Below are 26,959 nucleotides of genomic sequence, written 5' to 3'. Positions count from 1 at the left end.
GCCGGCCCGCCCTGTCTCATCAAGGACACGATTCCGCCATGAACCACGTTTCCCAAGAGGGATTGCTCGACTGGGCCGGCCCCATTCTCCAGGGGTCACTCACGACCCTCGAGATCGCCGTGCTGGCCTATGCCATCGGCCTGGTACTGGGGCTGATCGGCGCCAGCGCCCGGCTCAGCCCCTGGGCGCCGCTGCGCGGACTGGCCACCGCCTACTCCACCGCGGTACGGGCCGTCCCCGAGCTTCTGCTGATCATCCTGCTCTACTATGCCGGCTCCCAGGCGCTCACCGCCGTGACCAACGCCCTGGGACTGCCCGGCCAGATCGCCATCAACGGCTTCGTCACCGCCGTGGGCGTGCTGGCCTTCGTCCAGGGCGCCTACATGACCGAGGTGATGCGCGGTGCCATCCAGGCGATTCCCCGCGGTCAGCTCGAGGCCGCCGACGCCTTCGGCTTCTCCGCCTGGGACCGCTTCCGCCGCATCGTTGTCCCGGCCATGCTGCCCAACGCCCTGCCCGGGATGTCCAACCTGTGGCTGATCCTGATCAAGGACACCGCCCTGATCAGCGTGATCGGCTTCAGCGAGCTGTTCTTCACCATCCAGCAGGCCGCTGCCAGCACCCGCGCCCACTTCCTGTTCTACGCCGCCGCCGGGGTCATCTACCTGGCCATGACGCTGAGCTCCACGGCGCTGTTCACACGCCTGGAGCGGCACGTGCGCCGCGGCCAGCCGACCGGCGAGGAGGCCTGACATGGACTTTTCCTGGCTTCAGGACCCGTTCTATCAGGAGTACCTGATCGAGGGCTTCATCAACACCCTGTGGCTGCTGGCGGTTTCCGCCGTGGGCGGTCTGGCACTGGCCGTGGCGGTGGCCATGGCGCGACTCAGGGGACCGCGTCCGCTGGCCATGCTGGCCAAGGGCTTCACCGTGGTGATGCGCGGCACGCCGTTGCTGGTGCAGCTGTTCTTCTTCTACTACGGCGTCGGCCGGCTGCTGGAGGGGATTCCCGGGGTGCAGGACAGCGTGATCTGGCCGCTGCTGCGCGATCCCTTCTTCTATGGCGCCCTGACCTTCACCCTCAGCGTCGGCGCCTATTCCGGCGAGGTGCTGCGCGGCGCCCTGGCCAGCGTGCCCGCGGGCGAGCGCGAGGCCGGCCGCGCCTTCGGCCTGACGCCCTTCCAGGTGTTCGCCCGGCTGTGGCTGCCGCGGGCCGTCCAGCTGTGCCTGCCGACCCTGACCGGCGAGATGATCCTGCTGCTCAAGTCGGTGCCGCTGGTCTCCACCATCGCCCTGATGGACCTGCTGCAGGCCGCCAACATCATTCGCGACGAGACCTTCCTGGTCTACGAGCCGCTGATGCTGATCGCCGGCATCTACCTGGCCATGACCGTGGTGCTGACCCTGGTGCTGCGCCAGGTGGAGCGCCACTTTCCCGGCATGCAGCCGACGCGCCGCCGCTTCCCCCTTCGCCGAGTCGAGAGCGCCCCATGCAAGCACTGACCCAACACTTCATCGACGGCCGCTGGGTGGAGAGCCGCGGCCACCGGCGCCTGGCCGTCAGCGACCCGTACCACGAGGCGGTGATCGCCGAGGTCACCGCCGGCTCGCCGGCCGACGTCGACGCCGCGGTGAGCGCCGCCCGCCGGGCCCTGCCCGCCTGGCGCGCCCTGGGCGGCGCGGCGCGCGGCGACACCCTGGACGCCCTGGCCGACGTGCTGATGCGTCGCCGCGACGAGCTCGCGGCGCTGTCCAGCCGCAACAACGGCAAGCCGCTGGCCGAGGCCGAGCAGGACCTGGCCGACGCCATCGCCTGCTACCGCTACTACGCCGACGAGGCCCGCGCGCTGGACGAGCGCCAGGGCGAGACCGTGGCCACCGGCGAGGCGGAGCTGGTGTCGCGCCGCTACCGCGACCCGGCCGGCGTGGCCGGGCTGATCACGCCCTGGAACTTCCCGCTGGTCAGCAGCGCCTGGAAGCTGGCCCCGGCGCTGGCGGCCGGCTGCACGGTGGTGTTCAAGCCGTCCGAGGTCACCCCGCTGCCGGAGCAGGCGCTGGCGGAGATCGCCGAGCAGATCGCGCTGCCGCCCGGCGTCTTCAACCTGGTGCACGGCGACGGCGGCAACGTCGGGGCGCCGCTGGCCGCCCATCCGGGCGTCGACAAGCTGTCCTTCACCGGCAGCAACCGGGTCGGCGAGGCGGTGATGGCCGCGGCGACCCGGGGCACCCGCAACGTCTCGCTGGAGCTCGGCGGCAAGTCGCCGATCCTCGTCACCGAGGACGCCGATCTGGACCGTGCCGCCGCGCTGGTGCTGGCCGGCTTCTGCTACAACGCCGGCCAGATGTGCTCGGCCACCTCGCGGCTACTGGTCCACGAACGCGTGGCCGACGCCCTACACGACCGTCTGGATGCCGCCATCGCCGGGCTCGTCGCCGGCGATCCGCATGATCCGGCCACCACCCTGGGCCCGCTGGTCAACGCCGGCCAGCGCCGCCGGGTGAACGCCTATCTGGCGGAGGCCGAGGAAGAGGGGCTCACGCCGACCGCGGCGCCGATCGCCGTGCCCGGGAACGGCCACTTCGTCGCCCCTCGGGTGTTCCGCGACGTGCCGACCGCGAGTCGGCTGTGGCGCGAGGAGGTGTTCGGGCCGGTGCTGTGCGCGCGGACCTTCCAAAACGACGACGAGGCGGTGGCGCTGGCCAACGACAGCGCCTTCGGCCTGGCCGCCAGCGTGGTCGCCGGCACCGCCGAACGCGCCGAGGCCCTGGCCGCGCGGCTCGTCGCCGGCAACGTCTGGTGCAACACCGACCAGATCGCCCCGCCGGGGCTGGGCTGGGGCGGCATGAAGGGCAGCGGCATCGGACGCGAGCTCGGCCGCGAGGGCCTCGAGGCCTACCTGGAGACGCGCTACGTCACCCGGCCGGCATAGCGGCAGGGGACCGACTCCCCGATATCGGGCCGCCAGCCAGTGCGGCCCGCTGAGCCGGCACAGTGCTGCCTCCGCGTGGGCCGCGTTGATGCCGGCTCAGTGAGGCCGCCCCGGGCGGCCTCACCTTCCTGCCGGGCTCGGCTTTTCCTTCTCATCAGGCCCCGTGCCGCGTCCTTCTTCCACAGCCGCGCGCTCCTCTCTCGAGCCCGGATCGCTTCCCCAGTGCTCGAGCAGCATATCGATGAACAGCTGGGCGGTGCTGGAAATGCTGTGCGAGTTGCTTCGCACGAGGCCGATGGTGCGCTGAATGCGTGGCTCGGGCAGTTCGCGTGAACACAGGATGTCGTGGTCGGGACCCGGCATGGTCATGCGGGGCAGGATCGCCACGCCAAGTCCCGATTCGACCAGGCCCAAGGAGGTCGACAGATGCTGAACTTCGTAGAAGCTGTTCAGCCGGATGCCCTCGGCCGACAGGGTATTGTCCAGCAGCATCCTGTTGCCGCTGTCCCGACTGACGGTAATCAACCTGACCTGCTCGAGATCCGACCAGGCGATACGCTCCTTATCCGCCAGAGGGTGATCGGAGCGTAGCGCCAGCACGAACGGATCCCTCAGCAGCGGCGTGAAAGACACTTCCGGGCTCTGGGCACTGAACATGTTGATACCGAAGTCCGCCTCGCCGCTGATCACCTTCTCCAGCCCCTCCTTGGCACTGACGTCGAGGATCTTGATGCGGATGCCCGGCCAGGCCTCGCTGAACCCGCGAATCACGCTAGGCAGGAAGTAGAAGGCCGCGGTGGGAATGCAGGCAATGGTCACGGTGCCCTTTTGATGGGTGGCCAGCTCACGGATGCCCAGAATCGACGATTCGTACTCTTCGATCATGCGCCTGGCCCGCGGCAGGAAATCCGTGCCGATGGGCGTCAGTCGCGTTCGGCGTGTGGTGCGCTCCAGCAGATCGACCTCCAGCAGCTCCTCGAGCTTCTGGATGCGTCGTGACAGAGCCGGTTGAGAAAGATGCAGGCGTTGCGCGGCCTCGTGAAAGGAGCCCAGCTCGGCGACCTGGATAAAGGCCTGCAAATCAAGGAATTCAAGGCGATGCAGCATAGTCTCACTCTTGCATGGAGTAGATGCCATTGATAAGCATGCCACATTAATCCACAAAGCACATTGATTTTTGTATTTCTTTGCATTTGAAGCATTAAAACCCCGCTGACATGCTCATATCACAACTCCTAGACGCGATATGGCATGACGATGATGAACAGCATTCCCTGCATGATCATGCGCGGAGGCACCTCCCGGGGCCCTTTCCTGCGCATGAAGGACCTGCCCGACAGCCAGGAGGAACAGGCCGAGATCCTGCTCAACCTCATGGGCTCGGGCCATGCGCTCCAGATTGACGGCATCGGAGGAGGAGATCCGCTGACCAGCAAGGTCGCCATCGTCGAGCACTCGTCCCACCCCGATGCCGATGTCGACTATCTGTTCGCACAGGTCGATGTGCTCAATCGCCGCGTCGACTTCAATCCGAACTGCGGCAACATGCTGTCTGCCGTCGGGCCCTACGCCATCGAGACCGGGCTGGTCGAACCCCAGGACGGGACCACCGCCGTGCGGGTGCGAAACCTCAACACTCAGCGGCTGATCGAATGCCACGTCCCCACACCAGGACGCCAGATCGCCTACGAGGGCGAGGCGACGATCAGCGGCGTGCCAGGCACTGCCGCCGGCATTCAGCTCAGTTTCCTTGATATCACCGGCACCAAGACCGGTGCCCTGCTGCCGACCGGGCAGGCCGCCGAGATCATCGATGGCATCGAGGTGACCTGCCTCGATGCCGCCACGCCCATCATGATGGTCAATGCGGCCGACCTGGGGCTCAGCGGCCGGGAGTCGCCCGCGGAGCTGGACGCCCACACCGCCATGCTGGAGCGCCTGGAAATGATGCGTCGCCAGGCCGGACGGCGCATGGGGCTGGGCGATGTCAGCCAGAGCGTCCTGCCCAAGCCCGTGCTGGTCTCCGCGCCGGACACCGACAGCGGCGTGCTGTGCACTCGCTACTTCGTGCCTCACCGCTGCCACAAGGCCATTGCCGTCACGGGTGCCATTGCCGTGGCCACCGCCGTCAGCGTGCCGGGCACCGTCGCCCACCGCATCGCGGTGAACACGGGCAGGCTCGCCGCCGACGGTCTGCTGTCACAGGTCAGGCTGGAGCACCCCTCCGGGTTCATCGACCTGAACGTCGAGCACCGCAACGCCGACCCCATCGACATCGCACGCGTGTCGCTGATCCGCACCGCCAGAAAAATCATGAGTGGTACGATCTTCTACTCGCTTCCTGCCACGCCCGATCGAGATTCCCTGGCGTCCAAGGCCAGCTGAGCGACCCACCGACCGGGCCTTTCTCAAACACCATGACAACGACAACACGCCAGGAGAAATACCATGATGATCCCCAGGACTGAGACCAAAAACCCCCTCCTTGGAAAGCTCAAGAAAGCGGCCCTGCTCGGCATTGCGATCACCGGGATAGGCCTGGCAACCTCTGTCCAGGCACAAGACGCCGACGTGCCCGGCAATATCAAGTGGACCGTTCCCTTCGGCGTCGGCGGAGGAACGGATGTCTGGGCGCGCTTCTTCGCCCCCTGGCTCAGCGAATCGCTGCCGGGCGAACCCACCATCATGATCGACAACGTCCCCGGCGGCGGCTCCATCAATGGCGCCAACCTTTTCGCCATCCGTGCCAGAGCGGACGGTAGCAACTGGCTGGGCACTTCGGCCTCGACGCAGTATCCGGCCATGCTCGGCGATCCTCGCGTTCGCTACGACTACAACGACTGGACGCCCATCCTGGCCACGCCGACGGGGGGAGTGGTCTATGCCCAGCCCAGCCTCGGCGAAACGGCCGATACCGCGCTGGATGCCCTGCTCGAGCAGCCGGTCAAGCTGGCCGCCCAGAACCCGACCGGCGTCGAACTCCCGGTCCTGATCGCCCTGGACATGCTGGGTGCCGACGTGCAGGCCGTCTTCGGCATGCGCAGTCGAGGCGAAGGCCGTCTGGCATTCGAACGCGGTGAAGCCGACATCGACTTCCAGACCACCTCTGCCTATCTGAGCAATGTCGAACCGCTGGTGGAGGCCGGCAAGGCAGTGCCGCTGTTCTCGCTCGGGGTGCTGAACGACGAAGGACAGATCGTCCGCGATCCGACGTTCCCGGATCTTCCCACCTTCAACGAGATCTACCAGGCCCGACACGGCGAAGCGCCTTCAGGTCAGGAATACGAGGCATTCCGCAAGTTCTTCGCCTCCGGCTATGCCCTGCAAAAGCTGATCATGGTGCCAAAGGATACGCCACAGCCGCTGATCGACACCTATCGCCAGGCCGCTCGCGATTTCGTCGGCACCGACGCCTTCAAGGAAGCGGCCGCCGCCCAGCTGGGGCCCTACACGCCGGTCATCGGCGACGTCGCCCAGCGACACCTGGAGGATGCCATGTCCATCGACGAGGCCACGCGTGACTGGCTGGCCAACTGGCTGCAGTCCGAACACGACGTCAAGCTTCAATAAACAGTGGAACATGCCGGCCCAAGGGGCCGGCATCCCTGGCTCCTCCTGATCACACAATACAAGAGCCATACGCCATGCTCGATATCCTTCTCTCCAGTCTTGGGCAGCTGTTCACCCTGTCCCATCTGCTCTTCATGGTACTCGGCGTTCTCGTCGGGCTCGTGGTCGGCATCATCCCCGGCCTCGGGGGCATCGCCGGCATGTCGCTTCTGCTGCCCTTCCTCTACGGCATGGAACCCAGCGTCGCCCTCGGCATGCTGATGGGGCTGGTGGCCGTGATCCCGACCGGCGATACCTTTGCCTCGGTGCTGCTGGGCATCCCCGGATCCAGCGCGTCCCAGGCGACCGTCATCGACGGCTTCTCGCTGGCCAAGCGCGGTCAGGCGGCACGCGCGCTGTCCAGCGCCTTTCTGTCGTCCATGATCGGGGGCCTGATCGGGGCCGTCATTCTCACCGGCTTTATCCTGATCGCGCGCCCACTGGTGCTGTCGTTCTCGTCGTCCGAGCTCTTCATGCTGACCCTGCTGGGCCTGTCGATGGTGGCCGTTCTCTCCGGACGCGACCTCTTCAAGGGGCTGGCCGCCTGTGGCCTCGGCCTGCTGGTGGGGGCCATCGGCATGGCACCGGCCACGGGCGAGTTCCGCATGAACTTCGGGCTCGACTACCTCTACGATGGCGTGCCTCTGGTGGTCGTGGGCCTCGGGATCTTCGCCCTCCCGGAGATCATCGATCTGCTGGTCAAGCGCGGCGCCATCGCCGAAGAGCCCTGCAAACTCGGCGAAGGCTGGCGGCAAGGCATCCGCGATGTCCGTGAACAGCGCGGTCTCGTGGCGCGCTGTGCGGCAATCGGCAGCCTGATCGGCACCATCCCCGGGCTGGCCGGCTCGGTGGTCGACTGGCTCACCTACGGGCATGCCGTGCAAAGCGCCAAGGACAAGTCCGAATTCGGCCAGGGCGATATCCGCGGGGTGATCGCCCCCGAGTCCGCCAACAATGCCTGCGCCTGCGGCGCCATGGTGCCGACGCTGCTGTTCGGCGTTCCGGGTTCGGGCACGGCGGCGGTGTTCCTCGGCGGGCTGCTGCTGCTCGGGCTGCAGCCCGGCGTCGGCATGATCGAGACTCACCTCGACCTGACCTACACCATTATCTGGTCGCTGGCCCTGGCCAATATCCTGGGCGCCGCACTCTGCCTGGTGCTGGCGCGCCCGGTCGCCGGCCTGACCCGAGTGCCCTTTGCCACGCTGGCGCCCGTGATCACGGTGCTGATCATGTTCGCCGCCTTCCAGGCCACGCGCTCGGCAGGTGATCTGTTCGCCCTGGGGGCGGTCGGTGTCCTGGGCGTTCTGTTCAAGCAGGCCAACTGGTCGCGCCCCGCCTTCCTGATCGGTTTCGTGCTGGCTCCCGGCGCAGAGGGTTACTTCTATCAGGCGGTGCAGTTCCAGGGTACGGATGCCTTCATGCGCCCCGGCGTATTGATCATCGGTGCGCTGATCCTGGCGGCCCTCTTCATTCCCGTGCTGCGCTCGCTATGGCTCAAGCGTCGTCAGGCATCCACGGTCGGTGCCGCCTCCACGGCTCGTGCCGAACCTCCGACGCTGGGCGTCATCGACGTGGTGCTCTTCGCCGCCCTGCTGGCAACGGCTGTCGTTGCCTGGATCGATGTGGCCGACCTGACGCTGATCGGCGGCATCATGCCGCGACTGGCCATCACGATCCTCGCCGCGTCCTGCCTGCTGGAGATCGCTCGCTGCCTGCTGCATCGCCCCCAGCGGCAGCCTCAAGCCATCGGACAGCAAGGACTCTGGCTGATCGGCTTCTTCGCTCTGGTAGGGAGCATGCTATTGCTGGGGTTCGTCACCGCGGCGACGCTCTTCTCCCTCGTCTTCCTGCTGACCGTTGCGCGCCTCAAGCCTTGGATGGCGATCATCATGTCACTCGGCGTCATGGCTTTCCTGGTCGGCATGGCACAGTTCCTGACCCTGACCTATCCCCCCGGGATCATCGATCCCCTGCTGTTCGGCTGAGCCCGCCTCGACAGCCATACGCGACATGGGCCGGGGCATGCAGGCCGGCCCATGTCGCCTCATCACAGGGCCGCCATGAGCGATCATGGCGGCCCGCGTCATGCCAGCCGCGCCCCGTTCGGCACCGCCATATCGGGCACGGCCAGCGCCACGGCGCCATCGTCGCGGTGGAAGCCGGTAACCAGGCACTCCGACGTCATCGGGCCGATCTGCTTCGGCGGGAAGTTGACGACGGCGACCACCTGACGGCCCACCAGCGCCTCCGGGTCGTAAAGCTCGGTGATCTGGGCGCTGGACTTGCGTACCCCGATGGCCTCGCCGAAGTCGACGCGCAGCCGATAGGCCGGGCGCCGCGCCTCGGCAAAGACCTCGGCCTCGACGATAGTGCCCACCCGCAGTTCGACCCTGGCGAAATCCGACCATTCGATCTGTTCCATGACGGTGTCCTTCTGACCTCTTGAATGTGCCCGGCGACGCGCCGAGGGGTTATCCCCGCGACGACTCCGTCGCCTCACGCGAACGCCGATTCTTTCGCCCCCTCAACATGCCGCTACCGATCAACGCCCCGCCGCAGATCAGCAGCGCGGCCAGCAGCAGGGTCGGGCTGGGCGCGGCCAGACCGGCGGCAATCAGTACCAGGGTCGAGCACAGCGGCGTGGCATAGGACAAGAGCCCCAGCAGGCGCACGTGCCCACGCTTCATGCCCAGATCCCAGGTGAAGAAGGCGCTGCCCACCGGGCCGAGCCCAAGCGCCAGGATCGCCCACAGGTTGGCGCCCTCCGGCCAGCCGCGCGGTTCCCAGGCCAGATGGCAGGCGAGCGCCAGCACCGCAGCGCCGAGGCAGTTCCAGGCCACCGCCGTGGTCGGAATCCGCGCCAGCAGTCGCGACACCACCGAATAGCCGCTCCAGATGAAGGCCGCCAGCAGCGCCACCAGATAGCCCGACGTGTATTCGCCGGACCAGTCGAAGCCGTCGGGGCCGACCAGCAGCGCCGCGCCGATGAAGCCACACACGCCGCCCACCAGGTGAATGGTGCGCAGGCGCTCGCCCGGCAGCAGCCAGCCGGCCAGGATCACGATCAGCAGTGGCCACAGGTAGCTGATCAGCCCGGCATTGGCCGCCGGCGCGTTCTGCTGGGCGATGAAGTAGCACAGGTGGTAGCCGAACAGCCCGCCCACGCCCAGCAGCCAGCCCGCCGGCGGCTGGCGGAAGGCCTCGGCCAGGGCCCGGCCTTCGCCGCGCAGCAGGAACACCAGCAGCGCCAGGCCGCCGGCCAGGCCGAAGCACAGCGCGGTCAGCAGGAAGGGCGGCACCGGGCCGGCCCATTGGGTAAACAGCGCCAGCGTCGCCCAGCTCAGGACGGTACTGGCGCCCCACAAGGTGGCGCGGCGCGCCTCGGCGGGGGAAACAGCCGACATCTCGATTCTCCATTCGCGGGTCGGCTGAGCAGTATGAAGGGTAAGGAAGACGACGACTTGTCGATTTCGGCCGTCAGTGAGCGCGACGAAAGGCGCTCGGCGTCTGCCCTCGCCAGCGTCGGAAATGGCGGCTGAACTGGGCGCCGTCGGCGAAGCCGCAGGCCTGGGCGATCTCGGTGATGGAGGCATCGCTGGCGGTCAGCAGCCGCTCGGCCAGCGCCAGACGCTGATGCGTCAGCCACTGCCAGGGCGTGAGGCCGGTGAGCGCGACGAGGCTGCGGCGCAGCTGCCGCTCGGAGAGCCGTGCGGCCTCGGCCAGCCGGGCCAGATTCCAGGCCGCCGCCGGATCGGCCTGCACTCGCCGGGTCAGGCGCGCCATGTTGAGCCGCGGCCCCTGCCAGCCAGGCGCGGCGCCGAGCCGCGCCAGCAGGCTGTCGTCATCCAGCCCGGCGGCCTCCTCCGGCGCCAGGCGCAGGAAGCGAATGCACTCGAACAGCGCATCCACGGCCCCTCCCGCCGGCAGGTCCAGCACGCGGCAGCGGTTGTCGGCGTCGAGCCCCAGGTAGTGGTGAGTCGCCGCGGCGGGGATCAGGCACACGCTCCCCGGCGCCATGGCGGCGCCCCGCCCCTCGATCTCGACGTCCACGCGGCCGTCGAGCCCCACCAGCAGCTGGTGGTAGTCGTGGGTGTCGCTCAGGCAGTCGAGTGGATAGGAACGCTCGACGCTGCGGGGCGTGATGGGAAGATCGACGTTCATGGCCTACAGGATGCCGCGCCGGCGCCGTCGATGCCAGCGCCTCACTTTCCCTCATGACTCTCCCAGCAACGCCACCAGCTCCGGGGTCAGACGATCGCCGTGCCCGCGCTCGTTGACATCGCGATACAGCGCATCGATGGCGGCGGCCACGCCGCGTTCGGCGCCCAGGTCCCGGGCCATGGCGTTGTAGTAGCCGATATCCTTGTACGTGTTGGAGAGGCTGAAACGGAAACCCGAGGGGTCCCCTGCGGCAATGAACGGCCGCAGGCGTTCCAGCACCACCCCGCCACCGCCGCCGTTGCCCAGCACCTCGAGCAGGACGTCGTCCTCGATGCCGGCCCGGCGGGAAGCGGCAGCGGCTTCGGCCAGCACCGCGGTGAAGCCCAGCGACACGTAGTTGTGCAGCAGCTTGAGCTTGTGCCCCGAGCCCACAGGACCTCCATGGGTGATGTGCTCGGAGAAACTCTCCAGCAGCGGCTTCACCTCGCGGAACAGCTCGTCGGTGGCGCCGACGATCAGGTTGAGGCGCCCCTCGGCGGCCTCCTTGGGCGTGCGCGTCATGGCGGCATCCATGAACTGTCCGCCGGCGGCGGCGACGCGCTCGGCGATGGCCAGGGTGGAGCTCGGAATCGCCGTCGAGCAGTCGATGATCACGCCGCCCGCCCGCAGGCCTTCCAGCACGCCGCCGGCATCGGACAGCACGCTCTCCACCTGGGGCGTGCCGGTCACGCAGAGGATCACCACTTCGGCATGCTCGGCCACCTCGCGGGCGCTGGTGCGCCTCTCGGCACCGGCCGCCAGAAGGTCCTCGACCGGCTGGTTGCCGGGATGGTCGAGAAAACTCAGCCGATGGCCGCTGCGCAGCAGGCTGGTGGCGATGCCGTGGCCCATCAGGCCCACGCCGATCATGCCGATCCGGTATGTCTTGCTCATCTCATCTCTCTCCTTAATGGATAGCCATCCCTCGCCCCCAGGGGCGCTGACCGACCGGCATGCCTCATGACCGCCAGCTGCCCAGCCCTCGGAGGCCGACTCCTGGCGCCGAGTCCGTCACTCCGTCATGCCGGTCGCAGTGGGTTCCGTCGACGCCTCAGCCGTGGCGGATCGCCACCGTCTTGAGCTGGGTGTAGCTCTTCAGTCCCTCGAAGCCCTTCTCGCGGCCGTGGCCGGAGCGGCCCATGCCGCCGAACGGCAGCTCGATGCCGCCGGCGGCACCGTAGTTGTTGACGAAGACCTGGCCGCTGCGGATGCGCTTGGCCAGGCGCAGCTGACGCCCGCCGTCGCGGGTCCAGACACCGGCACACAGGCCGAAGTCGGTGGCATTGGCCAGACGCACGGCATCCTCCTCGTCGTCGAAGCGCTGCACCGCCAGCACCGGACCGAACAGCTCCTCGCGGATCACCTCATGGTCGTCGGGAATGTCGACCAGCAGCTGCGGCACCACGAAATGGCCCTCGGCGGGCACCCCCTCGGCCAGATGGCCGACCGCCGCCACACGAATGCCATCGGCCCGCGCCGCCGCCAGCCGGGTCTCGAGCTTCTCGCGCTGGCGGGCGTTGATCAGCGGGCCGCAGTCGGCATCGCGCTCGCCGGCATCGCAGCGCAGGTCGCCGAAGCGTGCAGCGAGACGCGAAACGACCTCGTCGTAGCAGGAGGCCTCGACCAGCAGTCGGCTTCCCGCCGAGCAGGTCTGGCCGGCGTTCTGGATGATGCCCCGCACCACTGCCGTCAGGGCGGCCTCCAGGTCGGCATCGGCAAACACGATCTGCGGTGACTTGCCGCCGAGCTCCATGGTCACCGGCACGTGATGGACCGCCGCGGCCTGGGTGACCAGGGTCCCGGTCTCCGGCGAGCCGGTGAACGACAGGTGATCGATACCCGGATGCGCGGCCAGCGCCGAGCCCGCCTCGCGTCCCAGACCCGGCACCACGTTGAGCGCCCCGGCCGGCAGCCCGGCCTCGACGGCCAGCTCGGCCAGGCGCAGCACGCTCAGGCAGGCGTCCTCGGCGGGCTTGAGCACCACGCTGTTGCCGGCCGCCAGCGCCGCGGCCACGCAGCGGCCGAAGATCTGCGAGGGGTAGTTCCAGGGAATGATCTGGGCGCAGACACCGTAGGGCTCGCGCAGGGTGAACACGGCGAAGTCGTTGTCGAAGGGGATGGTCTCGCCATGGAGCTTGTCCGCCGCACCGGCGTAGAAGCGGAAGTAGCGGGCACAGGCGGTGATGTCGCCCCGGGCCTGGGACATCGGCTTGCCGGTATCGGCGCACTCCAGCGCGGCCAGGGTCGCGGCGTCGGCGACGATGGCGTCGGCGAAGGCGTGCAGCCATTCGCCGCGCCGGCGAGCCGACCACCGGTGCCAGTCGCCGAGCTCGCCGTCGAAGGCCCGGCGAGCCGCGGCGACCGCGGCGTCCACCTGGTCCGCCCCGCAGCGGGCGATCTCGGCCAGCGGCGAGGCCGTGGCCGGTGCCTCGACGCCCAGGGTGCCGGGCGTGGTCACCCACTCCCCGCCGATCAGTGCCGCGCAGCGCGGCGTTACGGGTAACGCACTCATCGATGTCTCCTCGAGGGTTGTCAGTACAGCAGGTCGACCAGCCCCAGCGAGATCCAGGGCAGATAGGTGATCGCGATCAGGCAAGCCAGCACCACCAGCACGAACCGCATCAGCCAGGGCAGCAGCTGATCCACCGACAGGCGAGCCACCGCGCAGGCGGCGAACAGGTTGACGCCGAGCGGCGGCGTGAACATCCCCAGCGCCAGGTTGACGACGATGATCAGCCCGAAGTGCACCGGGTCGATGCCGTACTGCACGGCGATCGGAGTGAAGATCGGCGCCAGCACCAGGATCGCCGCCGAGGTCTCGATGAACATGCCCACCACCAGCAGCATGACGTTGACCGCCAGCAGGAAGGCGATCGGACTGTCGAACACCTGGGTCACCCAGGCCGCCACCTCGCCAGGCAGCCCGGAGCGGCTGATCAGGAAGCTGAACAGCGCCGCCGCCGCGATGATCAGCATCACCGCCGCCGTCGAGACCACGCTCTGCCTGAAGATGGGCAGCAGCTCCGCCCAGGACAGTTCACGGTAGATCAGCCCGCCGACGATCAGGGCGTAGACCACCGCCACCGCCGAGGCCTCGGTGGGCGTGAAGACGCCGCCGTAGATGCCGCCGATCACCACCACCGGCATCAGCAGTGCGGCCCAGGCCCGCTTGAAGGCGGTCATGAAGTCATGGCGATCCTCGCGGTCCTTGAGCCCGTAGCCGCGCACCTTGCAGAACAGGTACAGGAACAGCAGCAAGGCGCCGCCGATCAGCAGACCCGGGCCGATGCCGGCGATGAACAGCTTGCCGATCGAGGTATCGGTGCTGACGCCGTAGAGGATCAGCGGGATGGAGGGGGGAATCAGCACTCCCAGCTCCGCCGACGACGCCTGGATCGAGGCGGCCAGCGGGCGCGGATAGTCGTGCTTGACCATCGCCGGGATCAGGATCGAGCCGATGGCGAAGGTGGTGGCCACGCTCGAGCCCGATACCGCGGCGAACAGCATGCAGGTCAGCACGCAGGTCATCGCCAGCCCGCCCTGGAGGCCCCCCACCACGGCCTTGGCCAGATCCACCAGGCGCCGGGAAATCCCACCGGCGGCCATCAGGTTGCCGGCCAGGATGAAGAACGGGATCGCCATCAGCGGGAAGCTGTCGATACCCACGAACATCTGCTGCGGCACCAGCAACAGCGGCAGGCGCGAGAAGAACTCGATGCCGACGATCGACGCCAGCAGGATCGAAACGGCGATGGGCACGCCCAGGCTGAACAGGATGATCAGCGAGAGTCCGATGGCGGCATTCATGGGCGGTCACTCCTCTCGTTGAGCCGGTCGGATTCCATGTCCCCGGAGACGCAGCGGCGCGGCTCTGGCGCGGACCGGCTCTCTTCACCGTGTCCCTCCGACACCTCATCCACGACCGGCCCGATGGCCTCCCGGCCGGTCGCCTGCGCCAGCAGGCGGGCGACTACCGCCACCAGTGCGAAGCTCGCACCCACCGGCATGGCGGCATAGGCCCAGGAAATCGAGACCTCGAGCCCGGACAGCATCTGCGACTGGACGCGCAGCGTCATGGCGGTGCCGTAGGTCATCAGTACCAGCAGCACGACGGCACAGCACAGGGCGATCAGCCCCTCCAGCCAGATCAGTCGGCGACCGGGAATCAGCTTGTAAATGACCTCGACGGACATCATGAAGCCGCCGCGAAAGCCCGCCGCGGCTCCCAGGAAGACGCACCAGATCATCGTCGAGCGGGAGATTACCTCGGACCAGGTCGAGGGCGCATCGAAGACGAATCGCGTCATCACCTGGTAGAACCCCAGGGTCACCGACACGATCAGCATGAGCACGGCGCCGAACAGGGCCAGACGCGTGGTCTGGTGCTCGACCCGTAGAAAGAGTTGCAGCATCGTGGCCACCATCAAGTCAACGTGGCCCCGGCCCCCTCAGGCGCCGGGGCTCGGCGGGTTCAGCAGTCGCTGGCGCGCACGCGATCGAGCATTTCGCTGCCGTACTGATCGGTGTAGATCTGGTAGGCCGGCTCGACGGCTTCCTGGAACGGCGCCTTGTCGATGTCCGTTTCCACGGTCATGCCGTTCTCGCGCAGCAGCTCAACGCCCTCGCGCTCGAGGCGCGACACTTCCTCACGGGTGGCCGCGGCCGAGGCCTGAGCGGCCTGGTCGAACCAGCCGCGCTCTTCCTCGGAGAGCCCATCCAGCAGGATCGGTGACCCCAACACGACGGCGGGCGAGTAGACATGGCCGGTCAGTGACAGATTGTCCTGCACTTCCCAGAACTTGGTGGCGACGATCACGGTGATGGGATTTTCCTGGCCGTCGACGGTGCCCTGCTGAAGCGCGGTAAACAGTTCCGGGAAGGCCATCGGCGTGGGATGCGCGCCCATCGCCTCGAAGGCCGCCATGTGCACCTTGTTTTCCATGGTGCGGACCTTGAGCCCTTCGACATCTGCCGGGGTCTCGACCGCGCGCTTGCTGTTGGTCAGATGGCGAAAACCGTTCTCGGACCAGGCCAGGCCAACCAGGTCGTGTTCCCCCATCTTGTTCAGCAGATCCTGACCGATGGGGCCGTCCAGCACGCAGCGCGCCTGATCGTAGTCCTTGAACAGGAACGGCAGGTCGAGCACGTAGGTTTCGGGCACGAAGTTACCCAGCGGCCCGGTGGAGGTGATCACCACGTCCACGGTACCGATCTGCAGGCCCTCGATCATGGCGCGCTCGCCGCCCAGCGCACCGGAAGGATGTTCGACGACCTCGAACTCGCCGTCGCTGAGGCGTTCCAGGGTCTCCTTGAAGGCGTCGGCGCCGACCGAATAGTGCGAACTGTCGGAAAGGGTGTGGCCCAGGTTGATGGTCTGAGCCGCCTGGGCACTGGCGGCCCCGAGGGCCAGGGTGGCACCGGCAATGGCGGTGGACAAGCTGCGACGTGCGAAAGTGGCTGTCATTGTTATCACCTCGTGGGTCGTGATCACGCTTGGGTCATGTGCCTGATCCCGGTGTGGGAATCAGGCGCTCTCTTCCAGGAAGGCCTGGACGATATCGCGGAAGTTCTGGTCGCCCCGGAAGCCCAGCTCCCGGGCGCGGTCGTTGCGAAAGCGTGCCGGCCAGCTGCCGACGATGGCCTCGATGGCCGGATCCGGCTCGTGGCGGACGAGGGCCAGCGCCTGTTCGCCGGCAATCTCGCCCAGGGTCTCGAGCATCTCGGCGACGCTCACCGTGATGCCCGGCAGCATGAAGGCCCGGAAGTCGCCGAGCGCGGCCGCTGGCACCCGGGCGCCGTGAATCAGGGCCTCGATGACGCTGGCCGGCGACATCACGAACAGCGCCAGCTCGGTGGGCACCGGGCAGATCGCCGGCTCGCCGTTGAGCGGCTCGCGCAGGATGCTGGAGGCGAAGCTCGAGGCCGCGGCGTTGGGCCGCCCGGGGCGAATCACGATGGTCGGCAGGCGCAGCACCAGGCCGTCGACCAGGCCACGGCGGCTGTAGTCGTTGACCAGCAGCTCGCACATGGCCTTCTGGGCGCCGTAGGAGTTCTGCGGATGCAGCGCGGTCATGTCGTCGAGGACCTGGGGCAGCTCGCCGCCATAGGCCGCCACGGAGCTGGCCATCACCAGGCGGGTCTCGGACAGCCCATGGGCCCGACAGCCCTCCAGCAGCGCGCGGGTGGCATCGAAGTTGACCCTCATGCCCAGATCCAGGTCCGCCTCGGCGGCCGAGCTGACCACCGCGGCCAGGTGATAGATGACGTTCGGTCGCGCTTCCAGTATCGCGTCCAGGGCGCCCGGGGCGCTGATATCCAGCGCCAGGGCCTCCAGTTCGACGCCCGCGCCGTCGAGGACGGGCGGCTCGGCCTGGTCGATCAGCGTCAGCCGGCGGATCCGCCGGCCGTCGAGCTCACCGAGTTCGAGCAGCCGCTGCACGAGGCGCTGGCCGAGAAAACCGGCGGCGCCGGTGATGACGATATGCATGGCGTCACTTCCTGATCGTGAGAATGTTGTTGTCAGTCGAGGGCAGACCGATCTCAGGGCCGCAGCCCGTAGGCTTGCCCCCAGCCCAGGCCGTCGCGGGTGGCGGCGGCGGGCCGGTACTCGCAGCCGATCCAGCCGCCATAGCCCAGCGCCTCGAGGCGCTCGAGAATGGCCGGGTAGTGCACCTCGCCGACATCCGGCTCGTGCCGCTCGGGCACCCCGGCGATCTGCACGTGGCCGAGATGAGGCAGCAGACGCTCCAGATGACGAATCAGGTCGCCCTCCATGATCTGGCAATGGTAGAGATCGAACTGCAGACGCAGGTTGTCCGCGCCCACCGCCTCGATCACGGCCACGGCCTGGTCCTGCCGCGACAGGAAATAGCCCGGCATGTCGCGGGTATTGATCGGCTCGATCAACAGTTCCCGTCCGGTCCTGGCGGCCTCGCCGGCGGCGAAACGCAGGTTCTCGAGATAGGTGGCGTGATGGGCCTCGCGGGCCTCATCGCGCGCACGGTCATCCAGGCCCTCGGGCAGCAGCCCGGCCATGGCATGCACTCGCGGGCAGCCCAGATGCTCGGCATAGCGCAGCGCCTCGATCACCGCATCGCGGAACTCCGCCTCACGTCCCGGCAGGCTGGCGAGGCCACGCTCGCCGGCCTCCCAGTCGCCGGGCGGCAGGTTGAACAGCACCTGCTCGACGCCCGCCTCCTCCAGCGCCTCGGCGAGGCGCGCCGGCGCATGGGCATAGGGAAACAGGTACTCGACGCCATGGAAGCCGGCATCGGCGGCGGCCTGAAAGCGGTCGAGGAAATCGTGCTCGGTGAACAGCATGCTCAGGTTGGCGGCCAGTCGGGTCATCGTCGCTCCTCGCTGTGGGGGTCAATCGCGCGGAAAGCGCGCTTCGAGTTCGGCCACCTGGTCGGGCGTCAGGCCGCGGGGGTTCTGTCCCCGCAGCAGCAGGTACAGTCGGGCGGTTTCCTCGAGCTCTTCGGTGGCATAGACCGCGGCCTCGAGCGACTTGCCGGCCACCACCGGGCCGTGATTGGCCAGCAGCACCGCGCTGTGACGGCCGGCCAGGCCGCGCACGGCGTCTCCCAGGCTCGGATCCCCGGGGATGTGATAGGGCACCAGCGGCAACCGCCCGATCCGCATCACGTAGTAGGCGGTGAGCGGCGGGATGCAGTCACAGGGATCCACGTCGGGCAGGCAGGAGACGGCCACCGAGTGGGTCGAGTGCAGGTGGACGATGGCACCGGACTGGGGGCGCTCCTGGTACATCGCCGTGTGCAGGAACTGCTCCTTGGTCGGCCTGTCGCCGTCGAGCAGCCGGCCGTCCCGGTCCAGGCGCGCGATGCGCGCCGGGTCGAGCCGGCCCAGGCAGGCATTGGTTGGCGTCATCAGCCAGCCGCCGTCTTCCAGGCGCACGCTGATGTTGCCGCTGGAGCCCATGGTCAGCCCGCGATCGAACAGCGACTTCCCCATGACGGCGATCTGATCGCGCTGGGCATTGATGGCATGCGCGCTCATGTCAGCACCTCGAAGGCTCGGGTAAAGAAATCGGGGCCGCCGAAGTTGCCCGACTTGAGCGCCAGGGACAGCGGCGCCTCGCGGCCGGGCATCGGGGCCTGGGTCCAGGGCACGCCGGGGTCGATCTGCTCGCCGATGCGTAGCGTACGCAGGCCCAGCGCCGAGACCACCGCGCCGGAGGTCTCGCCGCCGGCCACCACCAGCCGGCCCACGCCCTCCTCGACCAGCGTCCGGGCCAGGCGCCCCAGCGCTTCCTCGACCAGTTGACCGGCGCGCTCGGTCCCCAGCGCCGCCTGGGCGGCCTTGACCCGCGCCGGGTCGGCGGAGGCGTAGACCAGCACCGGCCCGCCGTCGGCGATCCGCCCCCGGGCGAAGGTCAGCGCGTCCTGGAAGTGAGTCTCGCCCTCGGCCAGCGCCAGCGGGTCCAGCGCCATGCCGGGGCGATGCTCGAGGAAGCGCGCGATCTGTTCCAAGGTCGCCCGCGAGCAGCTGCCCGACAGCACCAGGGCCGCGCCGGACGACGGCGCCAGGCGGCCGGGATCGGTCACCTCGGCCAGCCAGCCGCGGCGTCGATACTCGGCCGGCAGCGCCTGGCCGAGCCCCGAGCCGCCGGTCACCAGCGGCAGGTCGACCACCGCTTCGGCGATCGCGGCGAGATCCCCCTCATCGAGGGTGTCGCAGACCACAAGGCCGACGCCCTGCTCGCCCAGCGCCTCCAGGTGGTGGCGCGTCGCCTCCCCGCCCCGGGCCAACAGTGGGTGCGGCGCCAGTCCGACCGGGCGCGTGACCTGGCGGGACAGCACCCGCACCAGGTCGGCATCATGCATGGGGTTGAGCGGGTGATGCTGCATGCCGCTCTCGTTGAGCAGCCGATCGCCGACGAACAGATGCCCCTGATAGACGGTGCGGCCGTTGATCGGGAACGCCGGCACCATCACCGTCTGGGCGGCGCCCAGCCGATCCATCAGCGCCTCGGCGACCGGGCCGATGTTGCCGGCGTCGGTGGAATCGAAGGTCGAGCAGTACTTGGAGAAGATCTGGCGCGCGCCCTGCTGCTGCAGCCAGTCGAGAGCAGCGAGCGAGTCCTCGACGGCGCGCTCCACGGCGCAGGAGCGCGACTTCAGCGCCACCACCACGGCGTCGACGTCATCCAGCGCCAGCGCTGCGTCCGGCACGCCGATCACCTGCACGCAGCGCATGCCGCTGCGCACCAGGTTGTTGGCCAGGTCGGTGGCGCCGGTGAAGTCGTCGGCGATGACGCCCAGCACGATAGGCATGGTCATACCCCCTGCGGATCGTTGGCCGCCTCGGGCAGGGTGATGCCCGACAGCCGTTCGTAGACCTTGATCACGGCCGAGTCGTCCTCGCGGCCCAGGCCGGCGCCCTTGGCGGCGGTGAACTGCTGCAGGGCGGAGGCGGTCACCGGGGTCGGCATGGCCAGCTCGCGGCCGGTGTCATGGACGATGTTGAGGTCCTTGACGAAGATGTCGACGGCCGACAGCGGCGTGTAGTCGCCCTTGAGAATGTGCGGCACCCGGTTCTCGAACATCCAGGAATTGCCCGCCGAATGGGTGATCACCTCGTAGATCGTGTCCGGGTCGAGTCCCAGGCGGATGCCCAGCGCCATGGCCTCGGCGGCGGTGGCGATATGGACCCCGGCCAGCAGCTGATTGACGAGCTTCATGCTCGAGCCGACGCCGGGTGCATCGCCCAGTCGGTAGACGGTGGCCGCCATGGCCTCCAACGCCGGAGCCGCCTTGTCGAACGCCGACACCGCACCGGAAGCCATGACCGACAGCTCGCCGCTGCGCGCCTTGGCGGCCCCGCCGCTGATCGGCGCGTCGAGCATCTCGAGGCCGGCCTCGCCCAGCCGCTCGCCCAGTCGGCGCGCGATGCTGGGCGCCACCGTGGCGCACTGCACCACCACGCTACCCGGTGCCAGGCACCCCACCAGCCCCTGGTCACCGAACAGCACCTGCTCGACCTGGTCGGCGTTGACGACCACCAGCAGCACGATATCGCAGCGCTCGGCCAGCGCCGCGGGACTCTCGACGCAGCGCCCTCCTTCTGCCTCGAAGGCCTGTCGCGCCGCGGCCGAGACGTCACAGCCCGTCACCGAAAGACCCTGCTCGAGCAGCGCCGTGGCCGTTCCCAGGCCCATGGCGCCGAGGCCGACGACCCCGATGCGGGGCTTGCTTGCGGAAATGTCGCTCACCTTTGGTTCTCCCGATGTCGTGTGCTGGCCGTCTCGGTGGAGGATGTCACCGGCGCGTGTTAGCGCTATCATGTTAGCGCTAACACCTTTCTAGACGGATGCCCCTGGCGGGGCAAGCGAAGAGCGCAAGGACGAGACCAATGTCTAACCGGGACACCCAACGGACGCGTCGCCGCCGCGGCGCGTCTCAACCGACCCTCAGGGAGGTCGCCGAGGCCGCCGGCGTGTCCGCCATCACCGCCTCGCGCGCGCTGAACGCACCCGAACGGGTCAACGAGGATACCCGAGCGCGGATCCTGGAGGCCATGGAGCGGGTCGGCTACGTGCCCAATCTGGTGGCCGGCAGCCTGGCCTCGGCGCGCTCCCGCTTCATCGCGGTGATCGTTCCCTCATTGGAGAACAGCGTGTTCATCGAGGTGATCCGCGGCCTGCAGGCCACCTTCGAGGCGCGGGGCTACCAGATCCTGCTGGGCAACACCGACTACGACCTCGAACGCGAGCACCAGCTGGTCAGGACCTTCCTGGGCTGGTCCTGTTCGGCCCTGGTCACGGCGGGACTGCGCCACTCACCGGCCTGCCGCGCCCTGCTCGAGCAATGGGACAAGCCGGTCATGGAGGTCATGGAACTCGGCGACGGGCTGGATCTGAACGTCGGCCTCGATCATCGCGAGGCCGGCCGCTGCATGGCCCGCCACCTGCTGGAGCGGGGCCATCGTCGCAGCGTCTTCGTCGGCGCCTGCCTGGATCGCGACTACCGCGCCCTGATGCGCTACGAAGGGCATCGCGAGGTGTTCGAGAACGCCGGCCACGCGGCACCGCTCATCGAGCTCGAGGAGCTGGGCAGCCTGGAGGCCGGCGCCGGCGGGCTGGATCGCGTCATGGCCTCGCATCGCGACGCCGATGCCATCCATTTCGCCAACGACGATCTGGCGGCAGGCGCCCTGCTGCATAGCGTGCGGCTCGGGTTGCAGGTGCCGGACGACATCGCCATCGCCGGCTTCAATGGCCTGCCGCTGGGTCAGCAGCTGACGCCGCGCCTGACGACCATCCGCTCCCCTCGCGAGGCCATGGGCCGCCAGGCCGCCGAGCAGGTACTGCGACGCCTGGACGACCGGCGCGTCACCCGTCGGCGGCGGGACATCGGCTTCGAGCTGCTGGTGGGCGAGAGCACCTGAGCCGACGCCGCCCGACAGGCCTCATAGCGTCAGCCGCGGGGCGATGAAGTCGAGAAAGGCGCCGATACGCGGCGACAGCGCGGTATTGCGGTAGTAGACCGCCTGCACCCGCTCGCGCGGGTTGGGGCTGACGATATGCGCGTCCAGCAGGCCGACCAGATCGCCCCGCGCCAGATCCTCTCGAATCATGAAGCGTGACAGGCAGGCGATGCCGTGGCCCGCCAGGCACAGCTCGCGCATCACCTCGCCGCTGGAGGTCGCGAGCGAGGGACGAATGTTGGGCCCCCGCTCGGCCAGGCCGTCGACCGGCCAGTAGTTGAGCGCCTCGGCGTTGAGAAAGCCCAGCAGGCGATGGTCGTGCAGGGCCTCCGGCGCCTCGGGTAAGCCATGGCGCTCGAGGTAGGCCGGGCTCGCCACCAGCCGCAGCGGCGAGTGGCCGAGGCTGCGGGCATGCAGCGTGGAATCCTCGAGGCCGCCGATGCGAATCGCCACGTCGGCGCGCTGTTCCAGCAGGTCGATGATGTCGTCGGAGGCGCAGAGCTCCAGGGCGATGTCCGGATAGGCGGCCTGGAATTCCCCGATCAGCGGCACCAGCTGATGCAGGATGAAGGGCGTCGCCGCATCTACCCGCAGCGGGCCATGCGGTCGTTCGCGATTCATCCGCACGGCCTCTTCCGCCTCCTCCAGCACGCTCAGCCCCTCCCGCACGCGCTCGATGAAGCGCCGCCCCTCGCTGGTCAGGGTCAGGCTGCGCGTGGTGCGATTGAGCAGCGGCGTCTCCAGCCGCCGTTCGAGGCGCTGCACCGCCCGCGACAGCCGCGACACCGGCAGCCCCAGCCGCCGCGCCGCGGCGCTGAAGCCGCCGCTGTCCACCACCGCCAGCAGCAGGTTGAGCTCCTCGATCTGGCTTTGCACGCCTCTCCTCCATACGCATCGTTTTCCGGCAACGGGGCGACTATTGCATCATTTGCAAAGATGTTTTGCATTTCTCGATGATTGAAGCCCCCGTTGACGGGCCCCACTCTTGGGCGTACGACTGATTAGGAGATTAACGAAAGCCCATGAACATCCTGCTGCTCAACGGTGCCAAGGCCTATGCTCATTCCGGTGGCCGCTACAACGACACCCTGCACGAGACCGCCCGCGGCATCCTGGCCGAGCAGGGCCACACCCTGCAGGAAACCCGCATCGACGACGGCTACACGGCCGAGACCGAGGTCGACAAGTGGCTGTGGGCCGATGCCGTCATCCTGCAGATGCCGGGCTGGTGGATGGGCGCCCCCTGGACCGTCAAGCGCTATCTCGACGAGGTGCTGACCGCCGGGCACGGCAAGCTCTATGCCAGCGACGGCCGCTCGCGCCAGGACCCGAGCCGCCAGTACGGCAGCGGCGGCCTGCTGCAGGGCAAGCGCTATCTGCTGTCGCTGACCTGGAACGCGCCGCTGGAGGCCTTCGACGAGCCGGGCAACTTCTTCGAGGGCCGCGGCGTCGACGCCGTCTACTTCCCGATGCACAAGGCACTGGAATTCCTCGGCATGAGCGCCCTGCCGACCTTCCTGGCCAACGACGTGATCAAGGCACCGGCCATCGACGCGCATCGCGACGCCTACCAGGCCCATCTGGCGAGCGTCTTCGGCGACACCAACCACGCCTGAACCCCACCACAGGAGATGGATATGACGACCCAAACGCTGCCCCAACTCGGTTTCGGTACCTTCCGCCTCGAGGGGGAGACCCTCAAGCAGAGCGTGCAGACCGCGCTCGAGGCCGGCTACCGCCATATCGACACCGCCCAGTTCTATGGCAACGAGGCCGAGGTCGGCCAGGCCATCGCCGAGAGCGGCATCCCCCGCGAGGAGATCTTCCTGACCACCAAGGTCTGGCACGATCGCCTGCGGCCCGGCGACCTGGAAGCCAGCGTCGAGGAGAGCCTGCAAAAGCTCGGCACCGATCATGTCGATCTGCTGCTCATCCACTGGCCCTCGCCGAACGACGAGGTGCCCATGGCCGACTATCTGACCGCGCTCAAGAACGTGCAGCAGGCCGGCAAGACCCGCCACATCGGGGTCTCGAACTTCACTCGCGCCCAGCTCGACCAGGCCGTCGATATCCTCGGCGAGGGCGCGCTGCTGACCAATCAGATCGAGGTGCATCCCTTCCTGCAGAACCGGCCGCTGATCGAGCACTGCGAGCGCCACGGCATCGCGGTGACCGCCTTCATGCCCCTGGCCGTGGGCAAGGTGATGGAAGACGAGACCCTGGCGCGCATCGCCGAGGCCCACGACGCCAGCCCGGCGCAGATCGCCCTGGCCTGGCTGAACCAGCAGGGCATCGCGATCATTCCCTCGTCCACCAAGGCGAAGAACATCGAAAGCAATCTGGCCGCCCTCGAGATCACGCTCAGCGACGAGGAGATGCAGTCCATCGCCGCGCTCGATCGCGGGGCGCGCATCGCCGACCCGGACTTCGCCCCGGCCTGGGACTGAGCGACGATCGCCGCCGGGCTTTACCGGCGGCGACATCCGGTCCAGGCTGATAACCCCCCGCCCCATCCATCGGGCCCGGTATGCCGGGCCCGACACCAAGGAGACGCCTCGATGACACCGCGCATTCTGATCGTGCTGACCTCTCACGACCGCCTCGGCGACACCGGCGAGAAGACCGGCTTCTGGCTCGAGGAGCTGGCCGCGCCCTATTACGTCTTCCAGGACGCCGGCGCCGAGCTCACCCTGGCCTCGCCCCAGGGCGGCCAGCCGCCGCTGGATCCCAAGAGCGACGCCGAGGAGAGCCAGACCGAGGCTACCCGCCGCTTCCAGCAGGACCCGGACGCCAAGGCGCGGCTCGCCGCCACCCATCGCCTGGCCGACGTCAGCGCCGACGACTATGACGCCGTCTTCTATCCCGGCGGCCACGGCCCGCTGTGGGACCTGGTCGACGACGCCGACTCGATCCGCCTGATCGAGGCCTTCTGGGCCCAGGGCAAGCCGGTTTCCGCGGTCTGCCACGCGCCGATCGTGCTGCTCAACGCCCGCGACGAGCAGGGCAAGCCGCTGGTGGAGGGCCGCGAGGTCACCGGCTTTACCAACGGCGAGGAAGACGCCGTAGGCCTGACCCAGATCGTCCCGCAGCTGGTGGAAGACGCACTGATCGCCAAGGGCGGCAAGTACACCAAGGCCGACGACTTCGCGCCCTACACCCGCCAGGACGGCCGGCTGATCACCGGGCAGAACCCGCCCTCCTCCGAGCCGGTCGCCCGCTGCCTGATGGACGCGCTGAAGGGCTGAGCCCGACGCTAGCCTTCTATCGCCATCGCATGACCGCCACGGGCGGCGCCGGAACACCGGCGCCGCCCGCGCGCTTTTCGGCGGCGCCTCGCATCGCCTTCCCCGGCTGCAACGCGCTATGCTGAGGCTCCTACCGATCTCATGCCGCAAAAGGAGCCTGCCATGAACCGTATCGCCTTCATCACCGGAGCCACTTCCGGATTCGGGCGCGCCTGCGCCCACCGCTTCGCCGAGGCGGGCTGGTCGCTGGTGCTCTCGGGCCGCCGCGAGGAGCGCCTCGACGAGCTGCGCGAGGCGCTGAAGGACAAGGTGCCGGTGCACACGGCCGTGCTCGACGTGCGCGACGACGCCGCGGTGAAAGCCGTGGTCGAGGCCCTGCCCGACGCCTTCAAGGGAGTGACCTGCCTGGTCAACAACGCCGGCCTGGCCCTGGCGCCTCAGCCGGCACAAAAGGTCGACCTCGCCGACTGGCACACCATGATCGATACCAACGTCCGCGGCCTGGCCAACGTCACCCATGCCCTGCTGCCGACGCTGATCGAACAGGGGGCCGGCAGCAGCATCATCAACCTCGGCTCGGTGGCCGGCGACACGCCCTACCCGGGCAGCCACGTCTATGGCGCCACCAAGGCCTTCGTCAAGCAGTTCAGCTACAACCTGCGCTGCGACCTGCTGGGCACCGGGGTGCGCGTGACCGACGTGGCGCCGGGTCTGTCCGAGACGGAATTCACCCTGGTGCGCACCGGCGGCAGCCAGGACGCCCACGATGCGCTCTATCGCGACACCACGCCACTGTCCGCCGAGGACATTGCCGAGCAGATCTTCTACGTCGCCACCCTGCCCGCGCATATCAACATCAACCGGATGGACGTGATGCCCGTGCGGCAAGCCTGGGCGCCCTTCGCCATCGACCGCGACTGAGCGACTGGAACGGCCCAATGGACGACGAGCGCGCCGGGGGCTCCGGCGCGCTACGCCGAGCCAAGTCGCAGGCTTAGAGAGGCGCGCCCCGCTGTCAGGCAGAACGCCACGGACACCAGAAATGGACATGCAAAAAAGACGCCGCCCGATGCATGTGCATCGGGCGGCGTCTCGATATTCGGTTGGTGGAGCCTAGCGGGATCGAACCGCTGACCTCAACACTGCCAGTGTTGCGCTCTCCCAGCTGAGCTAAGGCCCCACTGTTGCTCGCCGTTACTGCCTTGCGAGAACGAGGCGTATACTACGCTGCTTTAACCGAGACGTCAAGCCAAGAAGCTCGTCTTTTTTCCTCGGCCTCGCCCCGCTCGTCGAGCATAAAAAGACCGCCCGATGCGCGAGGCATCGGGCGGTTTTCGATATTCGGTGGTGGAGCCTAGCGGGATCGAACCGCTGACCTCAACACTGCCAGTGTTGCGCTCTCCCAGCTGAGCTAAGGCCCCACTGTTGCTCGCATTGCTACCTTGCGAGAACGAGGCAAATACTACGAACATTCCCCTCGCTCGTCAACACCTTGGAGAGAAAAGTCATACCTTGTGAGGGCGCCAATTC

General features: G+C 68.2%; 26 protein-coding genes and 2 tRNA genes. 11 read left to right on the top strand and 17 right to left on the bottom strand.

Annotated elements, in window-relative coordinates:
- Positions 1–38 precede the first annotated feature (38 nt).
- Genes MYL53_RS02545 through MYL53_RS02535 form a run of 3 tightly spaced genes read left to right on the top strand, consistent with a single transcriptional unit; the run spans position 39 to position 2,930 of the window.
- Positions 39–752: an ABC transporter permease gene (locus tag MYL53_RS02545; RefSeq protein ID WP_247851822.1), complete on the top strand. Its 714-nt coding sequence runs from the start codon at positions 39–41 to the stop codon at positions 750–752.
- A 1-nt stretch (position 753) separates the two neighbouring features.
- Complete coding sequence (locus MYL53_RS02540) at positions 754–1,503, top strand: ABC transporter permease (RefSeq protein ID WP_247851821.1); 750 nt, start codon at positions 754–756, stop codon at positions 1,501–1,503.
- Positions 1,491–2,930 (top strand): aldehyde dehydrogenase family protein, encoded by a 1,440-nt coding sequence (locus MYL53_RS02535; RefSeq protein ID WP_247851820.1) that lies wholly within the window; start codon positions 1,491–1,493, stop codon positions 2,928–2,930. Before MYL53_RS02540 ends, MYL53_RS02535 begins: the two co-directional genes overlap by 13 nt.
- A gap of 120 nt (positions 2,931–3,050) precedes the next feature.
- Here the strand turns inward: MYL53_RS02535 and MYL53_RS02530 are convergent, their stop codons facing one another.
- On the bottom strand, positions 3,051–4,037 hold the full coding sequence (locus MYL53_RS02530) for a LysR family transcriptional regulator (RefSeq protein ID WP_247851819.1): 987 nt from the start codon (positions 4,035–4,037) through the stop codon (positions 3,051–3,053).
- Between the two features lie 144 nt (positions 4,038–4,181).
- Here MYL53_RS02530 and MYL53_RS02525 point away from each other — a divergent pair, with 144 nt between their 5' ends.
- The 3 genes from MYL53_RS02525 (at position 4,182) to MYL53_RS02515 (ending at position 8,524) form a co-directional block, all read left to right on the top strand.
- Positions 4,182–5,315 (top strand): 4-oxalomesaconate tautomerase, encoded by a 1,134-nt coding sequence (locus tag MYL53_RS02525; protein ID WP_282103358.1) that lies wholly within the window; start codon positions 4,182–4,184, stop codon positions 5,313–5,315.
- A 63-nt stretch (positions 5,316–5,378) separates the two neighbouring features.
- Positions 5,379–6,500: a Bug family tripartite tricarboxylate transporter substrate binding protein gene (locus tag MYL53_RS02520; RefSeq protein WP_247851816.1), complete on the top strand. Its 1,122-nt coding sequence runs from the start codon at positions 5,379–5,381 to the stop codon at positions 6,498–6,500.
- Positions 6,501–6,574: 74 nt separating this feature from the next.
- Positions 6,575–8,524 carry a tripartite tricarboxylate transporter permease gene (locus tag MYL53_RS02515; RefSeq protein ID WP_247851815.1) on the top strand — a complete coding sequence of 650 codons (1,950 nt, stop codon included), beginning with the start codon at positions 6,575–6,577 and terminating at the stop codon, positions 8,522–8,524.
- 98 nt (positions 8,525–8,622) lie between these two features.
- Here MYL53_RS02515 and MYL53_RS02510 read toward each other — a convergent pair whose 3' ends face one another.
- From MYL53_RS02510 to ltnD, 13 genes are all read right to left on the bottom strand, one after another.
- The gene (locus tag MYL53_RS02510) at positions 8,623–8,961 is read right to left on the bottom strand and encodes a tRNA-binding protein (RefSeq protein ID WP_247851813.1); all 339 of its coding nucleotides are present in this window, start codon (positions 8,959–8,961) and stop codon (positions 8,623–8,625) included.
- Between the two features lie 49 nt (positions 8,962–9,010).
- Positions 9,011–9,943 (bottom strand): aromatic amino acid exporter YddG, encoded by a 933-nt coding sequence (yddG, locus tag MYL53_RS02505; protein ID WP_247851812.1) that lies wholly within the window; start codon positions 9,941–9,943, stop codon positions 9,011–9,013.
- 73 nt (positions 9,944–10,016) lie between these two features.
- Positions 10,017–10,700: a helix-turn-helix transcriptional regulator gene (locus tag MYL53_RS02500; RefSeq protein ID WP_247851806.1), complete on the bottom strand. Its 684-nt coding sequence runs from the start codon at positions 10,698–10,700 to the stop codon at positions 10,017–10,019.
- A 51-nt stretch (positions 10,701–10,751) separates the two neighbouring features.
- Positions 10,752–11,633, bottom strand: a complete 882-nt coding sequence (locus MYL53_RS02495; protein ID WP_247851805.1) for an NAD(P)-dependent oxidoreductase — start codon at positions 11,631–11,633, stop codon at positions 10,752–10,754.
- Positions 11,634–11,790: 157 nt separating this feature from the next.
- Complete coding sequence (locus MYL53_RS02490; protein ID WP_247851804.1) at positions 11,791–13,251, bottom strand: aldehyde dehydrogenase family protein; 1,461 nt, start codon at positions 13,249–13,251, stop codon at positions 11,791–11,793.
- Positions 13,252–13,271: 20 nt separating this feature from the next.
- Entirely contained in the window at positions 13,272–14,546 is a 1,275-nt protein-coding gene (locus tag MYL53_RS02485) for a TRAP transporter large permease (RefSeq protein WP_247851803.1), read from the bottom strand.
- Positions 14,543–15,151, bottom strand: coding sequence for a TRAP transporter small permease (locus MYL53_RS02480; RefSeq protein WP_247851802.1), 609 nt, complete (start codon positions 15,149–15,151; stop codon positions 14,543–14,545). Before MYL53_RS02480 ends, MYL53_RS02485 begins: the two co-directional genes overlap by 4 nt.
- 59 nt (positions 15,152–15,210) lie before the next feature.
- A complete protein-coding gene (locus MYL53_RS02475) occupies positions 15,211–16,203 on the bottom strand; it encodes a TRAP transporter substrate-binding protein (RefSeq protein WP_247851800.1) in 993 nt (330 codons plus the stop codon).
- Between the two features lie 60 nt (positions 16,204–16,263).
- Entirely contained in the window at positions 16,264–17,226 is a 963-nt protein-coding gene (gene denD / locus MYL53_RS02470) for a D-erythronate dehydrogenase (RefSeq protein WP_247851798.1), read from the bottom strand.
- 53 nt (positions 17,227–17,279) lie between these two features.
- Entirely contained in the window at positions 17,280–18,086 is an 807-nt protein-coding gene (gene otnI, locus MYL53_RS02465) for a 2-oxo-tetronate isomerase (protein ID WP_247851797.1), read from the bottom strand.
- Between the two features lie 21 nt (positions 18,087–18,107).
- Complete coding sequence (gene otnC / locus MYL53_RS02460) at positions 18,108–18,755, bottom strand: 3-oxo-tetronate 4-phosphate decarboxylase (protein WP_247851796.1); 648 nt, start codon at positions 18,753–18,755, stop codon at positions 18,108–18,110.
- Positions 18,752–20,032, bottom strand: coding sequence for a 3-oxo-tetronate kinase (gene otnK, locus MYL53_RS02455; protein WP_247851794.1), 1,281 nt, complete (start codon positions 20,030–20,032; stop codon positions 18,752–18,754). Before otnK ends, otnC begins: the two co-directional genes overlap by 4 nt.
- Positions 20,033–20,034: 2 nt before the next feature.
- Positions 20,035–21,042 (bottom strand): L-threonate dehydrogenase, encoded by a 1,008-nt coding sequence (ltnD, locus tag MYL53_RS02450; RefSeq protein WP_247851793.1) that lies wholly within the window; start codon positions 21,040–21,042, stop codon positions 20,035–20,037.
- A 68-nt stretch (positions 21,043–21,110) separates the two neighbouring features.
- Here ltnD and MYL53_RS02445 point away from each other — a divergent pair, with 68 nt between their 5' ends.
- Positions 21,111–22,145 (top strand): LacI family DNA-binding transcriptional regulator, encoded by a 1,035-nt coding sequence (locus tag MYL53_RS02445; protein WP_247851792.1) that lies wholly within the window; start codon positions 21,111–21,113, stop codon positions 22,143–22,145.
- A gap of 21 nt (positions 22,146–22,166) precedes the next feature.
- Here MYL53_RS02445 and MYL53_RS02440 read toward each other — a convergent pair whose 3' ends face one another.
- Entirely contained in the window at positions 22,167–23,060 is an 894-nt protein-coding gene (locus MYL53_RS02440) for a LysR substrate-binding domain-containing protein (protein ID WP_247851791.1), read from the bottom strand.
- 146 nt (positions 23,061–23,206) lie between these two features.
- Here MYL53_RS02440 and MYL53_RS02435 point away from each other — a divergent pair, with 146 nt between their 5' ends.
- The 4 genes from MYL53_RS02435 to MYL53_RS02420 all read left to right on the top strand — a co-directional run bounded on the left by MYL53_RS02435 (position 23,207) and on the right by MYL53_RS02420 (position 26,350).
- Complete coding sequence (locus MYL53_RS02435) at positions 23,207–23,800, top strand: NAD(P)H-dependent oxidoreductase (RefSeq protein ID WP_247851789.1); 594 nt, start codon at positions 23,207–23,209, stop codon at positions 23,798–23,800.
- A gap of 21 nt (positions 23,801–23,821) precedes the next feature.
- Positions 23,822–24,631: a 2,5-didehydrogluconate reductase DkgB gene (gene dkgB / locus MYL53_RS02430; protein ID WP_247851788.1), complete on the top strand. Its 810-nt coding sequence runs from the start codon at positions 23,822–23,824 to the stop codon at positions 24,629–24,631.
- 111 nt (positions 24,632–24,742) lie between these two features.
- Entirely contained in the window at positions 24,743–25,429 is a 687-nt protein-coding gene (locus MYL53_RS02425; protein ID WP_247851787.1) for a type 1 glutamine amidotransferase domain-containing protein, read from the top strand.
- Positions 25,430–25,591: 162 nt separating this feature from the next.
- Positions 25,592–26,350, top strand: coding sequence for an SDR family NAD(P)-dependent oxidoreductase (locus tag MYL53_RS02420; RefSeq protein WP_247851786.1), 759 nt, complete (start codon positions 25,592–25,594; stop codon positions 26,348–26,350).
- A 183-nt stretch (positions 26,351–26,533) separates the two neighbouring features.
- Here the strand turns inward: MYL53_RS02420 and MYL53_RS02415 are convergent.
- Positions 26,534–26,609: transfer RNA gene (locus MYL53_RS02415), tRNA-Ala, on the bottom strand.
- A 165-nt stretch (positions 26,610–26,774) separates the two neighbouring features.
- Positions 26,775–26,850: transfer RNA gene (locus tag MYL53_RS02410), tRNA-Ala, on the bottom strand.
- Between the last annotated feature and the right edge of the window lie 109 nt (positions 26,851–26,959).

This window comes from Halomonas getboli, from assembly GCF_023094245.1.
Lineage (GTDB): Bacteria > Pseudomonadota > Gammaproteobacteria > Pseudomonadales > Halomonadaceae > Halomonas > Halomonas getboli.
Note: the sequence above shows the minus strand (reverse complement) of the source record. Positions and strands in the feature narration are given on the sequence as shown.

Bases quoted from the DNA above. Each gene is read 5' to 3' on its own strand.
- MYL53_RS02445 (WP_247851792.1), top strand. From the start codon at position 21,111: ATGTCTAACCGGGACACCCAACGGACGCGTCGCCGCCGCGGCGCGTCT.
- MYL53_RS02530 (WP_247851819.1), bottom strand. From the start codon at position 4,037: ATGCTGCATCGCCTTGAATTCCTTGATTTGCAGGCCTTTATCCAGGTC.
- MYL53_RS02510 (WP_247851813.1), bottom strand. From the start codon at position 8,961: ATGGAACAGATCGAATGGTCGGATTTCGCCAGGGTCGAACTGCGGGTG.
- ltnD (WP_247851793.1), bottom strand. From the start codon at position 21,042: ATGATAGCGCTAACACGCGCCGGTGACATCCTCCACCGAGACGGCCAG.
- otnI (WP_247851797.1), bottom strand. From the start codon at position 18,086: ATGACCCGACTGGCCGCCAACCTGAGCATGCTGTTCACCGAGCACGAT.
- MYL53_RS02420 (WP_247851786.1), top strand. From the start codon at position 25,592: ATGAACCGTATCGCCTTCATCACCGGAGCCACTTCCGGATTCGGGCGC.
- MYL53_RS02480 (WP_247851802.1), bottom strand. From the start codon at position 15,151: ATGCTGCAACTCTTTCTACGGGTCGAGCACCAGACCACGCGTCTGGCC.
- MYL53_RS02545 (WP_247851822.1), top strand. From the start codon at position 39: ATGAACCACGTTTCCCAAGAGGGATTGCTCGACTGGGCCGGCCCCATT.
- MYL53_RS02495 (WP_247851805.1), bottom strand. From the start codon at position 11,633: ATGAGCAAGACATACCGGATCGGCATGATCGGCGTGGGCCTGATGGGC.
- MYL53_RS02490 (WP_247851804.1), bottom strand. From the start codon at position 13,251: ATGAGTGCGTTACCCGTAACGCCGCGCTGCGCGGCACTGATCGGCGGG.
- MYL53_RS02485 (WP_247851803.1), bottom strand. From the start codon at position 14,546: ATGAATGCCGCCATCGGACTCTCGCTGATCATCCTGTTCAGCCTGGGC.
- MYL53_RS02540 (WP_247851821.1), top strand. From the start codon at position 754: ATGGACTTTTCCTGGCTTCAGGACCCGTTCTATCAGGAGTACCTGATC.
- MYL53_RS02500 (WP_247851806.1), bottom strand. From the start codon at position 10,700: ATGAACGTCGATCTTCCCATCACGCCCCGCAGCGTCGAGCGTTCCTAT.
- MYL53_RS02425 (WP_247851787.1), top strand. From the start codon at position 24,743: ATGACACCGCGCATTCTGATCGTGCTGACCTCTCACGACCGCCTCGGC.
- MYL53_RS02535 (WP_247851820.1), top strand. From the start codon at position 1,491: ATGCAAGCACTGACCCAACACTTCATCGACGGCCGCTGGGTGGAGAGC.
- otnK (WP_247851794.1), bottom strand. From the start codon at position 20,032: ATGCCTATCGTGCTGGGCGTCATCGCCGACGACTTCACCGGCGCCACC.
- MYL53_RS02525 (WP_282103358.1), top strand. From the start codon at position 4,182: ATGACGATGATGAACAGCATTCCCTGCATGATCATGCGCGGAGGCACC.
- MYL53_RS02520 (WP_247851816.1), top strand. From the start codon at position 5,379: ATGATGATCCCCAGGACTGAGACCAAAAACCCCCTCCTTGGAAAGCTC.
- MYL53_RS02435 (WP_247851789.1), top strand. From the start codon at position 23,207: ATGAACATCCTGCTGCTCAACGGTGCCAAGGCCTATGCTCATTCCGGT.
- MYL53_RS02515 (WP_247851815.1), top strand. From the start codon at position 6,575: ATGCTCGATATCCTTCTCTCCAGTCTTGGGCAGCTGTTCACCCTGTCC.
- otnC (WP_247851796.1), bottom strand. From the start codon at position 18,755: ATGAGCGCGCATGCCATCAATGCCCAGCGCGATCAGATCGCCGTCATG.
- dkgB (WP_247851788.1), top strand. From the start codon at position 23,822: ATGACGACCCAAACGCTGCCCCAACTCGGTTTCGGTACCTTCCGCCTC.
- denD (WP_247851798.1), bottom strand. From the start codon at position 17,226: ATGCATATCGTCATCACCGGCGCCGCCGGTTTTCTCGGCCAGCGCCTC.
- MYL53_RS02475 (WP_247851800.1), bottom strand. From the start codon at position 16,203: ATGACAGCCACTTTCGCACGTCGCAGCTTGTCCACCGCCATTGCCGGT.
- yddG (WP_247851812.1), bottom strand. From the start codon at position 9,943: ATGTCGGCTGTTTCCCCCGCCGAGGCGCGCCGCGCCACCTTGTGGGGC.